Origin of the sequence: Erwinia psychrophila (assembly GCF_039023475.1) — a bacterium.
In the GTDB taxonomy this organism is placed as follows: Bacteria; Pseudomonadota; Gammaproteobacteria; order Enterobacterales; family Enterobacteriaceae; genus Erwinia.
In genome coordinates this window covers 19,994-33,305 of the sequence record NZ_JBCHVB010000007.1, presented here as the reverse complement: position 1 = coordinate 33,305, position 13,312 = coordinate 19,994, and the positions used below count along the sequence as shown (strand labels likewise).

Annotated in this window: 12 protein-coding genes and 5 tRNA genes; 15 read left to right on the top strand and 2 right to left on the bottom strand. The window is 56.3% G+C overall.

The features are described 5' to 3' along the window. Position 1: 1 nt before the first annotated feature. Positions 2 to 1,138, top strand: a complete 1,137-nt coding sequence (gene lldD, locus AAH446_RS15910; protein ID WP_342907655.1) for an FMN-dependent L-lactate dehydrogenase LldD — start codon at positions 2 to 4, stop codon at positions 1,136 to 1,138. Positions 1,139 to 1,175: 37 nt separating this feature from the next. Here lldD and AAH446_RS15905 read toward each other — a convergent pair whose 3' ends face one another. Then, positions 1,176 to 1,763, bottom strand: a complete 588-nt coding sequence (locus AAH446_RS15905) for a DJ-1/PfpI family protein (RefSeq protein WP_342907654.1) — start codon at positions 1,761 to 1,763, stop codon at positions 1,176 to 1,178. A gap of 198 nt (positions 1,764 to 1,961) precedes the next feature. On the opposite strand from AAH446_RS15905, the gene mltB reads away from it, so the two are divergent. After that, complete coding sequence (mltB, locus tag AAH446_RS15900; RefSeq protein WP_342907653.1) at positions 1,962 to 3,038, top strand: lytic murein transglycosylase B; 1,077 nt, start codon at positions 1,962 to 1,964, stop codon at positions 3,036 to 3,038. 65 nt (positions 3,039 to 3,103) lie between these two features. Here the strand turns inward: mltB and AAH446_RS15895 are convergent, their stop codons facing one another. Next, positions 3,104 to 4,279, bottom strand: coding sequence for an alpha/beta hydrolase (locus tag AAH446_RS15895; RefSeq protein ID WP_342907652.1), 1,176 nt, complete (start codon positions 4,277 to 4,279; stop codon positions 3,104 to 3,106). Between the two features lie 157 nt (positions 4,280 to 4,436). Between AAH446_RS15895 and tam the strand changes: the two genes are divergently transcribed. The 13 genes from tam to AAH446_RS15830 all read left to right on the top strand — a co-directional run bounded on the left by tam (position 4,437) and on the right by AAH446_RS15830 (position 13,285). Beyond that, positions 4,437 to 5,210, top strand: coding sequence for a trans-aconitate 2-methyltransferase (gene tam, locus AAH446_RS15890; RefSeq protein WP_342907651.1), 774 nt, complete (start codon positions 4,437 to 4,439; stop codon positions 5,208 to 5,210). Positions 5,211 to 5,341: 131 nt separating this feature from the next. Further along, positions 5,342 to 5,836, top strand: coding sequence for a nicotinamide-nucleotide amidase (gene pncC, locus AAH446_RS15885; RefSeq protein WP_342907824.1), 495 nt, complete (start codon positions 5,342 to 5,344; stop codon positions 5,834 to 5,836). Between the two features lie 96 nt (positions 5,837 to 5,932). After that, complete coding sequence (recA, locus tag AAH446_RS15880) at positions 5,933 to 7,000, top strand: recombinase RecA (protein WP_342907650.1); 1,068 nt, start codon at positions 5,933 to 5,935, stop codon at positions 6,998 to 7,000. A gap of 189 nt (positions 7,001 to 7,189) precedes the next feature. Beyond that, positions 7,190 to 7,705 (top strand): regulatory protein RecX, encoded by a 516-nt coding sequence (locus tag AAH446_RS15875; RefSeq protein ID WP_342907649.1) that lies wholly within the window; start codon positions 7,190 to 7,192, stop codon positions 7,703 to 7,705. 137 nt (positions 7,706 to 7,842) lie between these two features. Further along, positions 7,843 to 10,470 carry an alanine--tRNA ligase gene (gene alaS, locus AAH446_RS15870; RefSeq protein WP_342907648.1) on the top strand — a complete coding sequence of 876 codons (2,628 nt, stop codon included), beginning with the start codon at positions 7,843 to 7,845 and terminating at the stop codon, positions 10,468 to 10,470. Between the two features lie 245 nt (positions 10,471 to 10,715). After that, a complete protein-coding gene (gene csrA, locus AAH446_RS15865) occupies positions 10,716 to 10,901 on the top strand; it encodes a carbon storage regulator CsrA (RefSeq protein WP_004155916.1) in 186 nt (61 codons plus the stop codon). A gap of 308 nt (positions 10,902 to 11,209) precedes the next feature. After that, a tRNA-Ser gene (locus AAH446_RS15860) sits at positions 11,210 to 11,302 on the top strand. Between the two features lie 3 nt (positions 11,303 to 11,305). Continuing rightward, positions 11,306 to 11,382: transfer RNA gene (locus AAH446_RS15855), tRNA-Arg, on the top strand. Between the two features lie 190 nt (positions 11,383 to 11,572). Continuing rightward, positions 11,573 to 11,649 (top strand) — tRNA-Arg (locus AAH446_RS15850). 103 nt (positions 11,650 to 11,752) lie between these two features. Then, positions 11,753 to 11,829 (top strand) — tRNA-Arg (locus AAH446_RS15845). A gap of 66 nt (positions 11,830 to 11,895) precedes the next feature. Next, positions 11,896 to 11,972, top strand: a tRNA-Arg gene (locus AAH446_RS15840). A 321-nt stretch (positions 11,973 to 12,293) separates the two neighbouring features. Then, the gene (gene yqaB / locus AAH446_RS15835; protein WP_342907647.1) at positions 12,294 to 12,860 is read left to right on the top strand and encodes a fructose-1-phosphate/6-phosphogluconate phosphatase; all 567 of its coding nucleotides are present in this window, start codon (positions 12,294 to 12,296) and stop codon (positions 12,858 to 12,860) included. Then, complete coding sequence (locus AAH446_RS15830) at positions 12,857 to 13,285, top strand: YqaA family protein (RefSeq protein WP_342907646.1); 429 nt, start codon at positions 12,857 to 12,859, stop codon at positions 13,283 to 13,285. The genes yqaB and AAH446_RS15830 overlap by 4 nt, the downstream gene beginning before the upstream one ends. The last annotated feature ends 27 nt before the right edge of the window (positions 13,286 to 13,312 follow it).

Genomic DNA, 13,312 nt, shown 5'->3' with positions numbered 1-13,312 from the left:
GATGATCATATCTGCATCAACGGACTATCGGGCGGCAGCGCAGCGCAGGCTGCCCCCCTTTTTGTTTCACTATATTGATGGTGGAGCCTATGGAGAACATACCCTGTGGCGTAATACCGGCGACCTCGCCGATATCGCGCTACGCCAGCGCATCCTGAAAAACATGTCTGAGCTGAGCCTGAACACCACGCTGTTCGGCGAAGAACTGGCGATGCCGGTGATCCTGGCACCGGTCGGCCTGACCGGCATGTATGCCCGGCGGGGTGAGGTGCAGGCGGCCCGCGCCGCCGCCAGTAAAGGTATCCCTTTTACCCTTTCTACCGTTTCCGTTTGCCCGATCGAAGAGGTGGCCCCGGCCATTGACCGGCCAATGTGGTTCCAGCTCTACGTGCTGAAAGATCGCGGTTTTATGCGTAACGCGCTGGAGCGGGCGCAGGCTGCCGGCGTGAAAACATTGATCTTCACGGTCGATATGCCGGTTCCCGGCGCACGCTACCGTGATGCGCACTCCGGCATGAGCGGACCGAAAGCGGCGTCGCGGCGTATGGTTCAGGCGATGATGCATCCGCAGTGGGCCTGGGACGTCGGGCTGAACGGCAAACCTCACGATCTGGGCAACGTTTCCGCCTATCGCGGTAAGCCCACCACGCTGGAAGATTATATCGGCTGGCTGGGCGCCAACTTCGATCCTTCCATCTCCTGGAAAGATCTTGAGTGGATCCGCGAGTTCTGGAAAGGCCCGATGATCATCAAAGGCATCCTTGATCCTCAGGATGCGAAGGATGCCGTGAGCTTTGGCGCAGACGGCATTGTGGTCTCCAACCACGGCGGTCGTCAGCTGGATGGGGTGCTCTCGAGCGCCCGCGCGCTGCCCGCCATTGCCGATGCGGTAAAAGGCGATATCGCCATTCTGGCGGATTCCGGCATTCGTACCGGACTGGACGTGGTGCGGATGATCGCGCTGGGCGCTGACAGCGTGCTGCTGGGCAGGGCCTTTGTTTACGCTTTAGCGGCGGCGGGTGAAGCGGGGGTAGTGAATTTGCTGACGCTTATTGAGAAGGAGATGCGCGTGGCGATGACCCTGACCGGTGCCAAATCGGTGGCCGACATCAGCCGTGATTCGCTGGTTCCGGTGTAGGAAGTGCGTCGGCGGGGCAGCCCTGCCGACGGCATAACTACCGGGCGTTGATACCGCTGTCGGAGCGCCAGTTATCGTAATAGATATGCTCTGCCTGGAAATCGGCGGTCGCCGTGTCGCCGGTCAGCCGCCAGGCGAGCTGGAAGGCAAAGTCAAAGGTTACCCCCAGGCCTTTTCCGCTGATCAGATTACCCTCCTCCGCCACATCTTCGCCGGTGTAGACGCCATCGCTGACGCCTTTATAAAGGTCGCCGGAACAGGTATAGCGGCGTCCTTTCAGCAGGTGATGGCCGCCCAGCACGCGGGCCGCTGCGGAACAGATGGGCGCGATCCATTTTCCCGCCTCGTCGTGTCGACGAATAAAGTCAGTGACCAGCGGGTTCGCCGCCAGGTTGACGGTCCCTTCCGGGCCGCCAGGGATGACCACGGCATCAAATTCCCGCTCCAGCCCCGCCAGCAGCACATCGGCTACCACCGGTACGGCATGGTAGCTGAGCACCTCGCGGGAATCGTGGCAGGCAACGGTCGTTACCTTAACGTGCAGACGGTTCAGCACGTCGATCAGAATAAATGCCTCCGCCTCTTCAAAGCCCGGGGCCAGCAGCACAGCAGCCTGTTTGCTCATTACTCCTCCTGATTAAACGCAAATTTCCCAATAAATGAAATAGCGTTTTATTTTTAGAGTGTCAATGGGTTTCTGGCCGTGAAAGCGATCCAAACAAAGGGCAAATGCAGGGGGAGATTTACATAACATCTGTTTTCAAGTTTGAGGGCGATGCTCTAACATAAGTGCTACTGTTCCGCTCTCCAAACTGGATATTGAATGCGTCATCTGGCCACATTTTTACCTGCGCTGCTTCTGTTGTCCGCCTGTAGCAGCAAAGCGCCGCCGCCTGAACCGCACGGCAACCCTTTTCAGGGCGGCGACCGTTTCCTGTTAGACCCTTCGCACAATGTGGCTCCGCTGAATGGCGACTTTGCCACCAGTCCGGCCGCGCAGGCGTTTATCGATAAAATGGTGCGCGAACATAACTTTGACCGTCAGCAGCTGCATAACGTGCTGGCGCAGACCAAAAATCTGGACTGGGTGATCCGGCTGATGGATCGCCAGGCACCAACAACGCAGGGCCCCACCGGGCCTAACGGTGCCTGGATACGCTACCGTGCGAAATTCATCACGCCCTCGAACGTGCAGAACGGTGTGGCATTCTGGAATCAGTACCAGGACGCGCTTCAGCGTGCTTATCAAACCTACGGCGTACCGCCGGAAATCATTGTGGGCATTATCGGCGTGGAGACCCGCTGGGGACGCGTGATGGGTAAAACGCGTATTATTGATGCGCTCGCCACGCTGGCGTTTAACTATCCGCGCCGGGCCGCCTTTTTCAGCAGCGAGCTGGAAACCTTTCTGCTGATGGCGCGTGAGGAAGGTGACGATCCGCTGGATCTGCGGGGCTCTTATGCCGGCGCGATGGGCTACGGCCAGTTTATGCCCTCCTCGTTCAAAAGTTACGCGGTGGATTTTAACGGTGATGGGCACATCAACCTCTGGGATCCGGTCGATGCTATCGGCAGCGTCGCGCACTATTTCAGCGCGCATGGCTGGCTGAAGGATGGCACGGTAGCGCTGCCGGTCAGCGAGAGCGACAGCGAACTGAAGACCGGCTTTAACGCCCGTTACTCTGTCTCATTCCTCGCTGCGGCGGGCTACAGGTCGGAAGTCCGGCTGGATGATAACCAGCAGGTGAGCCTGCTGCGGTTTGATATGGGTAAAAGCTATCAGTACTGGTTCGGTCTGCCGAACTTCTACACCATTACCCGCTATAACCACAGTACCCATTACGCAATGGCCGTCTGGCAGCTGGGCCTGGCGGTACGCGATGCCAGAGGCGGTCTGTAACGGCTTTACGGCCGTTGTCGTCGCTACAGTGACCGGCCAGCCAGGCCGGTCTTTTTCACAGCGAGCTATTCTGCATCCGGCTTAGCCTCTTCTCCGTTCACGACCTGGTCCATTACGCCGTTTTGCCAGCTAAACCAGGGGTTCCAGGTCAGCCGGGCGTGAATTTTCCCGCTTTCCCGATAGCCCCAGGCCGAAAACCACACTTCCGCCCCCTGACGACAGGCAAGATAATCCTCGTCGCGCTGCCCATTCTCACACATCCGATCGCTTCCGCTAATGCCGTAAACCGGGTTTTGCGGAGAAAACAGCACCGACATATGCGAAAACTGACTGATGTGCTGACGGGGGAGGGTATCCGGCCGCACCAGCACCCGCCGTGACAGCACCCGCTCGGGTTGGGGATTGCCGTACCAGATCAGGCGGCTTCGCGGCGAGGTAAACTGGCGGTCAAAATCTTTCAGCAGTCCCGGCGTATCCAGCACCGAATCATGTTCAGTCATGACCATCAGCACCGGTTTATCATAAGCATGACGGTTCAGCACCGCCTGCGCTGCACGGCTGGAGTACCAGAACTGGGCAAACCCGTTGGTCGGCACCCTCATATAGCGCGTGGCGCGCTGTTGAGGGTAACCGTCGCGTGGCGCCTTCAGCCACTGACGGAAAGGCACGATGAAAGGCGTCAGAGCGACCAGCGGTTCGTTGGCCCTGACGGCGGGGGAAAACAGAACCATCCCCTGAACCTCAGGATTACGGTAGGCATATTCAATCGCCAGATTAGCCCCGGTGGAAAAACCGCCCAGCCAGATTTTACCTGAATCCTTTTGCAGAATCGCCGCCTGCTCATTGACCACGCGTCGCCAGTCATTCACGGAGATGGCGCTCAAATCTTTTGGCTGCGTGCCATGTCCGGGCAACAGTACGCTGCGTACCAGAAAACCCTGCTTTGCCAGTTCGGGCGCAATATCCGTAAAGGAACCGGGGGCGTCGCCCAGACCGTGGATCAGCAGTATGCCCTTTTTCGCCGGGCCGTCCGGGCGCCACTCCTGTGGCGTGTTCCAGCGAAGTTCCGTTTGCCTGTCCTGGCTCTGAAACTGTCTGTGCTGCTGCACCCAGCTCGTGATGTCATGCTGATATTGCGCGAAAGTGATCTGGCCGGAGGGCGGTAATGCTGGCGGAGAGCCGGAGCAACCTGCCAGCATCAGCATGATCAAAAAAGAAAAATAGAGTGAGGCCGTACGCATTTTCCTGCATTTCCCTGTTCCAGTAATGCGTGAATCTGAAGTGGGCTGGGCCCGCTCAGCGTGATGAAAAGGCGTTCTGCGGTAATTGCGCCTTTGCCCTGACGCAAAGAGCTTCTAAAGTTAATCAGGCAGAGTCGATCTTAAATAAGAGAAAAAGATGACAGACTGGAACCCCGATCTCTACCGGCAGTTTGAAGCTGAGCGGACCCGGCCGGCAAAAGAGCTAGTTACCCGGATCCCGCTACGTGACGTACAGCATATCACCGATCTGGGCTGTGGCCCGGGCAACAGTACCGCGCTGCTTCATCAGACCTGGCCGCAGGCGCGCATCACCGGCCTGGACAGTTCGCAGGCTATGCTGGAACAGGCGCTTCAGCGTCTTCCCGACTGTCGGTTCGAGCAGGCGGATATCCAGGCCTGGCAAGCCAGTTCGCCGCAGGACCTTATTTATGCCAACGCATCATTACAGTGGCTGAGCGATCATGACACGCTGCTGCCGTCACTGGTTGAACAACTGGCCAAAGGGGGCGTGCTGGCGGTGCAGATGCCGGATAACCTCGATCAACCCACCCATAGCCTGATGCGCAAAGTGGCTGAAAACGGACCCTGGCAGGATAAAATTAATCACGATCCTGGCCACCGGAAACGCCTGCTAACGACGGAAGCCTACTATGATTTGCTGAGTTCGGCGGGTTGCACGGTGGATATCTGGCGAACCACCTACTATCACGTCATGTCTTCTCATTCTGCGATGGTTGAGTGGCTAAGATCCACCGGGCTGCGGCCTTTTCTTTCGCCGCTGCAAGAAGAGGAACAGGCGGCCTATCTTGCGCACTACCTCGCAGAACTTACGGCCGCTTATCAGCCCCGCCAGGATGGTAGCGTGCTGATGCCCTATCCGCGGCTGTTTATGGTGGCGAAGAAAAGCTGAACGCCGGTGACGGTTTCGCAAGCCGCCGCTGCGACTGGAAAGGCGATCGCATAGCCGGCCATTTCCGAGCGTGACGACCTGGAATAATGTTAATCTGACGATCATTTCGCTAAGGGAGCCTCTGAATGATGATGACGGATAAGGAACTGGCGCAGTTGAGCGCCGATGTGGGCGAGCGCCTGAGGGATCTTGGCGCCACCCTGACCACGGCGGAGTCCTGCACCGGCGGCTGGATAGCAAAAGTGCTGACCGATATCGCCGGTAGCTCGCAGTGGTTTGAACGCGGCTTTGTAACCTACAGCAACGAGGCGAAACAGGAGCTGGTGGGCGTCACGACGGCGTCGCTTGAGCAGGCGGGCGCCGTCAGCGAGCAGGTGGTCAAAGAGATGGCTGAAGGGGCAAGAGCAGCAGCGAAGGCGCAATTCGCCCTTTCCGTAAGCGGTATTGCCGGGCCTGACGGCGGTTCCGATGAAAAACCGGTGGGTACTGTCTGGTTCGGCTTCGCCGCCCAGGGAGAGCCGACGCTGGCGCTGCGGGAGGTTTTTAGCGGCGATCGCGAGGCCGTTCGTCGTCAGGCCACGGCCTGCGCGCTGCTGAACCTCCGTACGTATTTTCTCAAAAAATAAACTTGATACTGTATGACTATACAGTATAATTATCCCCGTATTGAACATGAGCAAAGCCGCCAAGCGCGTCTTTACCCCGCATGATTAGGAGTTGAAATGGCTATTGACGAAAACAAACAAAAAGCACTGGCAGCAGCGCTGGGCCAGATTGAAAAACAGTTTGGTAAAGGCTCCATCATGCGCCTGGGTGAAGACCGTACCATGGACGTGGAAACCATCTCTACCGGTTCCCTGTCGCTGGATATCGCGCTGGGCGCGGGCGGTCTGCCAATGGGACGTATTGTCGAAATTTACGGACCAGAATCCTCAGGGAAAACCACGCTGACGCTGCAGGTGATTGCCTCTGCACAGCGCAAAGGAAAAACCTGTGCCTTTATCGATGCGGAACACGCCCTTGATCCGGTCTATGCGAAAAAGCTGGGCGTGGATATCGATAATCTGCTCTGCTCGCAGCCGGATACCGGTGAGCAGGCGCTGGAAATCTGCGATGCGCTGGCGCGTTCCGGTGCGGTTGACGTCATCATCGTTGACTCCGTGGCGGCACTGACGCCGAAAGCGGAGATCGAAGGTGAAATCGGTGATTCTCACATGGGCCTGGCGGCGCGTATGATGAGTCAGGCGATGCGTAAGCTGGCAGGCAACCTGAAAAACTCCGGCACCCTGCTGATCTTCATCAACCAGATCCGTATGAAAATCGGCGTGATGTTCGGTAACCCCGAAACCACGACCGGCGGTAACGCGCTGAAGTTCTATGCCTCTGTTCGCCTGGACATCCGCCGCATCGGCGCCATCAAAGAGGGCGATGAAGTGGTCGGGAGTGAAACCCGCGTGAAGGTGGTGAAAAACAAAGTTGCCGCCCCGTTCAAGCAGGCCGAGTTCCAGATTATGTATGGCGAAGGCATCAACATTTACGGCGAGCTGGTTGACCTGGGCGTGAAGCACAAGCTGATCGAAAAAGCGGGTGCCTGGTACAGCTATAACGGCGATAAAATTGGTCAGGGTAAAGCGAACGCCGGTAACTTTCTGAAGGAAAACCCGGCCATTGCTAACGAGATTGATGCGAAGCTGCGTGCCACGCTGCTGAGCAATCCGGACGACAAGCCTGATTTTACGCCAACGGCAGCGGAAGCTGACGATGCCAGCGAAGCCAGCGAGAAATTCTGATCCTCAGCTCCCGGCGGTATATTTTCTACCGGGGCCAGACTGAACATCTAAGAGCGGCTTAACAGCCGCTCTTTTTTTATGCTTAAGCTTTACCTCCCGATGCCTCCGCTAAACACCTTTGTTTCTTTGCACGTTCACCGCTACCCTTAGCCTGACCGCACCATTTACCTGAAAACCCCGTGGAGTAAGATGTCTGACGCCACTGAACGTAACCAGTTTACGCGCCTGCTTGACAGGGCGATGCGCATCCTGGCGATGCGCGACCACAGCGAGACGGAATTACGCCGCAAGCTGTCGCTGTCGGCTGAACGCGCAGCCATGTTTGCTAAAAATAAAGCCCAGGAGCCGGAAATTATCACGCCGGAGCAGATCGACCGCGTGGTGGCCTGGTGTTATGAGAATCGCTATCTGGATGATGCCCACTTTGCCGGGCGCTTCGTGGCGAGCCGCAGCCGGAAAGGCTATGGCCCGCAGCGTATCCGCATGGAGCTGGGGCAGAAGGGCGTGGATAAATCCCTGACGGATGAAGCGCTCGCCGGAGCCGATATCGACTGGCAAAGAGAGGCTTATGAAGTGGCGGTACGCAAGTTTGGTCTGCCACTGCCCACCGACTGGAAGGAAAAAGCCAAAGTACAGCGCTATCTGATGACCAAAGGCTTCTTTTCAGAAGATATTCGTGGGATTTTCTCTAATTTTGACGAATGACCTGCGATGGGATTTTACTTCCCCCCGAAGAAAATTTATCTTATTCATCACTTTTTGTTCGTGCGTTGCCGGGAAAAGGGCCTCCCTGCCGGTGAAACAACCCACGAAATATTCGCAAGCGTGATTCCAGGATAATTATGAGCAAGAGCACTGCGGAGATTCGCCAGGCGTTTCTCGACTTTTTCCAGAGCAAGGGACATCAGGTTGTAGCCAGCAGCTCCCTTGTTCCGACCAATGACCCGACGCTGCTTTTTACCAACGCCGGCATGAACCAGTTCAAAGACGTTTTCCTGGGCGGGGATAAGCGCAACTATTCCCGCGCCACCACCTCCCAGCGCTGCGTGCGTGCGGGCGGCAAGCACAACGATTTAGAAAACGTGGGCTACACGGCGCGTCACCACACTTTCTTTGAAATGCTGGGCAACTTCAGCTTTGGTGATTACTTCAAGCGCGAAGCGATCGGCTTTGCCTGGGAACTCCTTACCGGCGAGCAGTGGTTTAACCTGCCGAAAGAGAAGCTGTGGGTCACCGTTTACGAGACTGACGACGAAGCCTTCGATATCTGGGAAAAAGAAGTGGGGGTGCCGCGTGAGCGCATCATCCGCATCGGGGATAACAAGGGCAGCGCTTATGCGTCAGATAACTTCTGGCAGATGGGTGATACCGGCCCGTGCGGCCCTTGCTCGGAGATTTTCTTCGATCATGGCGAGCATATCTGGGGTGGCCCGCCGGGAAGCCCGGAAGAAGATGGCGATCGTTTTATCGAAATCTGGAACATCGTCTTTATGCAGTTCAACCGCCAGTCTGACGGTACCATGCTGCCGCTGCCGAAACCTTCCGTCGATACCGGCATGGGACTTGAGCGTATTACGGCCGTTCTGCAGCATGTGAATTCCAACTACGAAATCGATCTGTTCCAGAAGCTGATCAAATCCGTTGCGGAAGTGACGGGCGCTACCGATCTCTCCAGTAAATCACTGCGCGTGATTGCTGACCATATCCGCTCCTGTGCCTTCCTCGTCTCTGACGGCGTCACACCTTCTAACGAAAACCGTGGCTACGTGCTGCGCCGCATTATTCGTCGCGCTGTCCGTCACGGCAATATGCTGGGCGCGCAGGGCACCTTCTTCTGGAAGCTGGTTGCGCCCCTGATTGAGGTGATGGGCGCGGCAGGTGAGGCGCTGGCGGAGCAGCAGGCACAGGTCGAGCAGATCCTGCGAACCGAAGAAGAGCAGTTTGCCAAAACGCTTGAGCGTGGGCTGGCGCTGCTGGATGAAGAGCTGGAAAAAGTGCAGGGCGATACGCTGGATGGCGAAACGGTCTTCCGCCTTTACGACACCTTCGGCTTCCCGGTCGATCTGACGGCGGATGTCTGCCGTGAGCGTAATCTGAAAATCGATGAAGCTGGCTTTGAGCGGGCGATGGAGCAGCAGCGTCAGCGTGCCCGTGAAGCCAGTGGTTTCGGCACCGATTACAACAATGTGATCCGCATTGATGAAGCCTCAAGCTTCAAAGGCTACGAGCAGCTGGCGCTGAGCGCCGCCGTTAAGGCGATTTTCGTGGACGGTCAGCCCGCCACGGCCATTACCGCAGGCCAGGAAGGGGTGATTGTTCTGGACGAGACGCCGTTCTACGGTGAGTCTGGCGGCCAGGTCGGCGATACCGGCGAGCTGAAAAGCGATGCCGCGCTGTTTGCCGTCACCGACACCCAGAAATATGGTCAGGCGATTGGTCATATCGGCAAGCTGGCCTCGGGCCAGGTGCGCGTAGGGGACCGTCTGGCTGCCCACGTGGATGAGGCGCGCCGTGCCCGCATTCGCCTGAACCATTCGGCAACGCACCTGCTTCATGCTGCGCTGCGTCAGGTTCTGGGCCATCATGTGGCGCAGAAGGGCTCACTGGTTAATGATAAATATCTGCGCTTCGACTTCTCTCATTTTGAGGCGATGAAGCCGCAGGAAATCCGCCAGGTTGAAGAGATCGTCAATGCTCAGGTGCGCCGCAATCTGGCCATTGAGACCAACATTATGGATCTTGAGGCAGCCAAAGCGCACGGCGCAATGGCGCTGTTCGGCGAGAAATATGACGATCGCGTGCGCGTATTGTCGATGGGCGACTTCTCTACCGAGCTGTGCGGCGGGACACACGCCAGCCGCACGGGCGATATTGGCCTGTTCCGCATTCTCACTGAGTCCGGCACCGCCGCAGGCATTCGCCGTATTGAGGCGGTTACCGGCGAGAGGGCGCTGAATCAGGTTTATGCACAGAGTGAGCAGCTGCAGGATATTGCTCAGCTGGTGAAGGCGAACAGCAGTAATCTGAGTGAGAAAGTGCGTGGGGTGATCGATCATGCGCGCGCGCTGGAACGGGAACTACAGCAGTTGAAAGATCAGCAGGCGGCCCAGGAAAGCGCCTCGCTGAGCAGCAAGGCCATTGATGTGAAAGGGGCGAAGCTGCTGGTAAGCGAATTGGCTAACGTGGAGCCCAAAATGCTGCGTACGATGGTTGACGAGCTGAAAAATCAGCTCAAATCCGCGATTATCGTGCTGGCAACGGTTTCCGATGGCAAAGTCTCCCTGATCGCCGGGGTGACCAAAGATCTGACTGACCGCGTCAAGGCTGGCGAGCTGGTGGGCACCCTGGCTCAGCAGGTTGGCGGTAAAGGTGGCGGACGACCGGATATGGCTCAGGCTGGAGGCACGGACGCTCAGGCGCTGCCTGCTGCGCTGGGTGGCGTTGAATCATGGGTTGCAGAAAAACTGTAAGCCCTTAAAAAAATGCATCTCAGAAAGCGTTGTGGCAGGTTGAGGCAGCGTTTTCTGTCAGGTGCGCCCATAAAATCATAAAGTCGGGTTGATAGCGTGTATTTCGGCTAAACTTAGTATCAGCAGAATGTATTGGTATGATGATGTGCTTGTGATGTATTTGTCATGGTCTACATTTAGCGTAATACGATGGATATGCCGGGAGACAGTTGACCCGACTCTTTTAATCTTTCAAGGAGCAAAGAATGCTTATTCTAACTCGTCGAGTTGGTGAAACCCTCATGATTGGCGATGAGGTGACTGTAACGGTGCTGGGAGTGAAAGGGAACCAGGTTCGCATCGGTGTGAACGCCCCTAAAGAAGTATCGGTCCATCGTGAAGAGATCTATCAGCGTATCCAGGCCGAAAAAACTCAGCAAACGAGTTACTAACGGATCCAGCGCCTCGCTATCTGCAGCGAGGCGCTACCGGTTTCTTCACGCTTTCCTCCCTCAGCCTTTCCTTTTCTTTCTTTTCCCTCTGATTTGCTTATGCCGTTTTTTTAGCGCGCGGCAATATCCTCTTTGTTGATAATTCACTCTTTTTGCCGTCAAAATGCCCTTATTGCGTGGGAATTGTGCAATTAAACACGGAAGGGGAAAAATTGTTTGACTTATAAGTCCGCCAAAGTAATATGTGCGCCACGCAGTGCCGATGAGCAGATACAACGTTCTGAAGCACAACTCGCAAGAGTGCGTATGGTGAGGTGGCCGAGAGGCTGAAGGCGCTCCCCTGCTAAGGGAGTATGCGGTCAAAAGCTGCATCCGGGGTTCGAATCCCCGCCTCACCGCCATTTGCATCCGTAGCTCAGCTGGATAGAGTACTCGGCTACGAACCGAGCGGTCGGAGGTTCGAATCCTCCCGGATGCACCACTTTAGAAGAGCATGTTGTTCCACTGAACTGTCAGCTGCAGCACTGGCCCAGGCAGAACAGGAATGAAGATGGAGATGTTAAGCCTTCTCGTTCAGAACGGACACAACCTGTTTTAGTTTCAGGATACGGTGTTAGCAGCCTGTATCAAGGTGAGTCGTTAGCACCCTGCGTTATACCAGAATTTGCAATGCATCCGTAGCTCAGCTGGATAGAGTACTCGGCTACGAACCGAGCGGTCGGAGGTTCGAATCCTCCCGGATGCACCATTTTATACCGAAAGGGCTTATCCCCGTACGGCGTAAAGTGGAGTGTCAGTTTCTTCAGTATCTCCTCAGGCTTGTCACGTTATCTCCCCCTGTATTATCCGATGCATCCGTAGCTCAGCTGGATAGAGTACTCGGCTACGAACCGAGCGGTCGGAGGTTCGAATCCTCCCGGATGCACCATTATTCAAAACGCACTGAGTTGGGTCTTTAACGCCTCGATGCGGCAGTTCCCCTGTATTACCCGATGCATCCGTAGCTCAGCTGGATAGAGTACTCGGCTACGAACCGAGCGGTCGGAGGTTCGAATCCTCCCGGATGCACCATTTCTGCTTCACCACTTCCCGTCGTTACGCTTACCATCCCTGTTACTTATCCCGTTAATCTTTATCGCGTTCAGCGCTTACCATTTTACTCGTTTCGGTAACGTGACCATTGCAGATAAAGGCTTCTGTCATCTGATTTTCGCTTATCTCGCTGATTATCCAGTTTTTATAACGTTCAGCCGGCTGGATTTTCCCCAACGACAAATTCTGATAATGAAAATCCTCAATTATTTCAAGGCATTTGCGGATCCATGCCGACAGCGACAAGTAGAGAGCTTTGCGCTAAAGTAACCGTTCGGTTAATCGGGGTTAGGGGTGAGTATGTACGGTCAATATGAAGGTTTGATATTCGATATGGATGGCACCATTCTGGATACTGAACCGACGCACCGTAAAGCCTGGCAAACCGTTCTGGCCCGTCACGGGCTGACCTTTGACGAGCGCACGATAACGGGCCTCAACGGCTCGCCCAGCTGGCGTATCGCGGAGGTCATTATCGCCAGCCATCAGAGCGATCTCGATCCTGTTACCCTGGCACAAGAGAAAACCGCCGCGCTCAGGACGATGCTGTTCGATACCGTTCGTCCGCTACCGCTGATTGAGGTGGTTAAGGCCTGGAAAGGGCAGCGTCCTATGGCCGTGGGCACGGGCAGCGAACATGCCATGGCGGAAGCGCTTCTCCAGCATCTGGGGCTGCGTGACTATTTTGATGCCATCGTCGGGGCAGATGATGTCACCCGCCACAAACCGGAACCTGATACTTTTCTGCGCTGCGCCGAGTTGATGAACGTGGAGCCTACTCGCTGCGTCGTTTTTGAAGATGCTGATTTCGGCATTCAGGCGGCGAAGGCGGCGGGGATGGATTTTGTTGACGTTCGTCTGCTGTGAGCGAGTGGCTGACCTACGGTTCAATGTTCGCCAGCAGTTTCCTGAGCGCCACGCTGCTGCCTGGCAGTTCGGAAGTGCTGCTGGCGGGCCTGCTGATAAACGGAAAAGTCTCAATCAGCGCCATTATCCTGATTGCCGCACTTGGTAATACACTTGGTGGCCTGACAAATATTATCCTTGGTCGCTGTCTGCCGGTAAAAGGGCAGGGGCGATGGCATGACACAGCAACAGCGTGGCTGCACCGATGGGGGCCTGCTGCATTACTCCTCAGCTGGTTACCCGTAATGGGCGACCTGCTGTGCGTTCTCGCCGGCTGGCTTCGTTTCGCCTGGCTACCTTCGGTGATTTTTCTCGCCGTCGGCAAGACCTTACGTTACGTTGCGCTGGCTTTCGCAACATTACAGGGCATGGAATGGTGGCACTGATTCGCGAATAATCGGCGCTGCGGTTAA

What these genes read in the sequence shown, in the direction of transcription:
- lldD (WP_342907655.1), top strand. Translation starts at nt 2, where the DNA reads ATGATCATATCTGCATCAACGGACTATCGGGCGGCAGCGCAGCGCAGG.
- AAH446_RS15905 (WP_342907654.1), bottom strand. Translation starts at nt 1,763, where the DNA reads ATGAGCAAACAGGCTGCTGTGCTGCTGGCCCCGGGCTTTGAAGAGGCG.
- mltB (WP_342907653.1), top strand. Translation starts at nt 1,962, where the DNA reads ATGCGTCATCTGGCCACATTTTTACCTGCGCTGCTTCTGTTGTCCGCC.
- AAH446_RS15895 (WP_342907652.1), bottom strand. Translation starts at nt 4,279, where the DNA reads ATGCGTACGGCCTCACTCTATTTTTCTTTTTTGATCATGCTGATGCTG.
- tam (WP_342907651.1), top strand. Translation starts at nt 4,437, where the DNA reads ATGACAGACTGGAACCCCGATCTCTACCGGCAGTTTGAAGCTGAGCGG.
- pncC (WP_342907824.1), top strand. Translation starts at nt 5,342, where the DNA reads ATGACGGATAAGGAACTGGCGCAGTTGAGCGCCGATGTGGGCGAGCGC.
- recA (WP_342907650.1), top strand. Translation starts at nt 5,933, where the DNA reads ATGGCTATTGACGAAAACAAACAAAAAGCACTGGCAGCAGCGCTGGGC.
- AAH446_RS15875 (WP_342907649.1), top strand. Translation starts at nt 7,190, where the DNA reads ATGTCTGACGCCACTGAACGTAACCAGTTTACGCGCCTGCTTGACAGG.
- alaS (WP_342907648.1), top strand. Translation starts at nt 7,843, where the DNA reads ATGAGCAAGAGCACTGCGGAGATTCGCCAGGCGTTTCTCGACTTTTTC.
- csrA (WP_004155916.1), top strand. Translation starts at nt 10,716, where the DNA reads ATGCTTATTCTAACTCGTCGAGTTGGTGAAACCCTCATGATTGGCGAT.
- yqaB (WP_342907647.1), top strand. Translation starts at nt 12,294, where the DNA reads ATGTACGGTCAATATGAAGGTTTGATATTCGATATGGATGGCACCATT.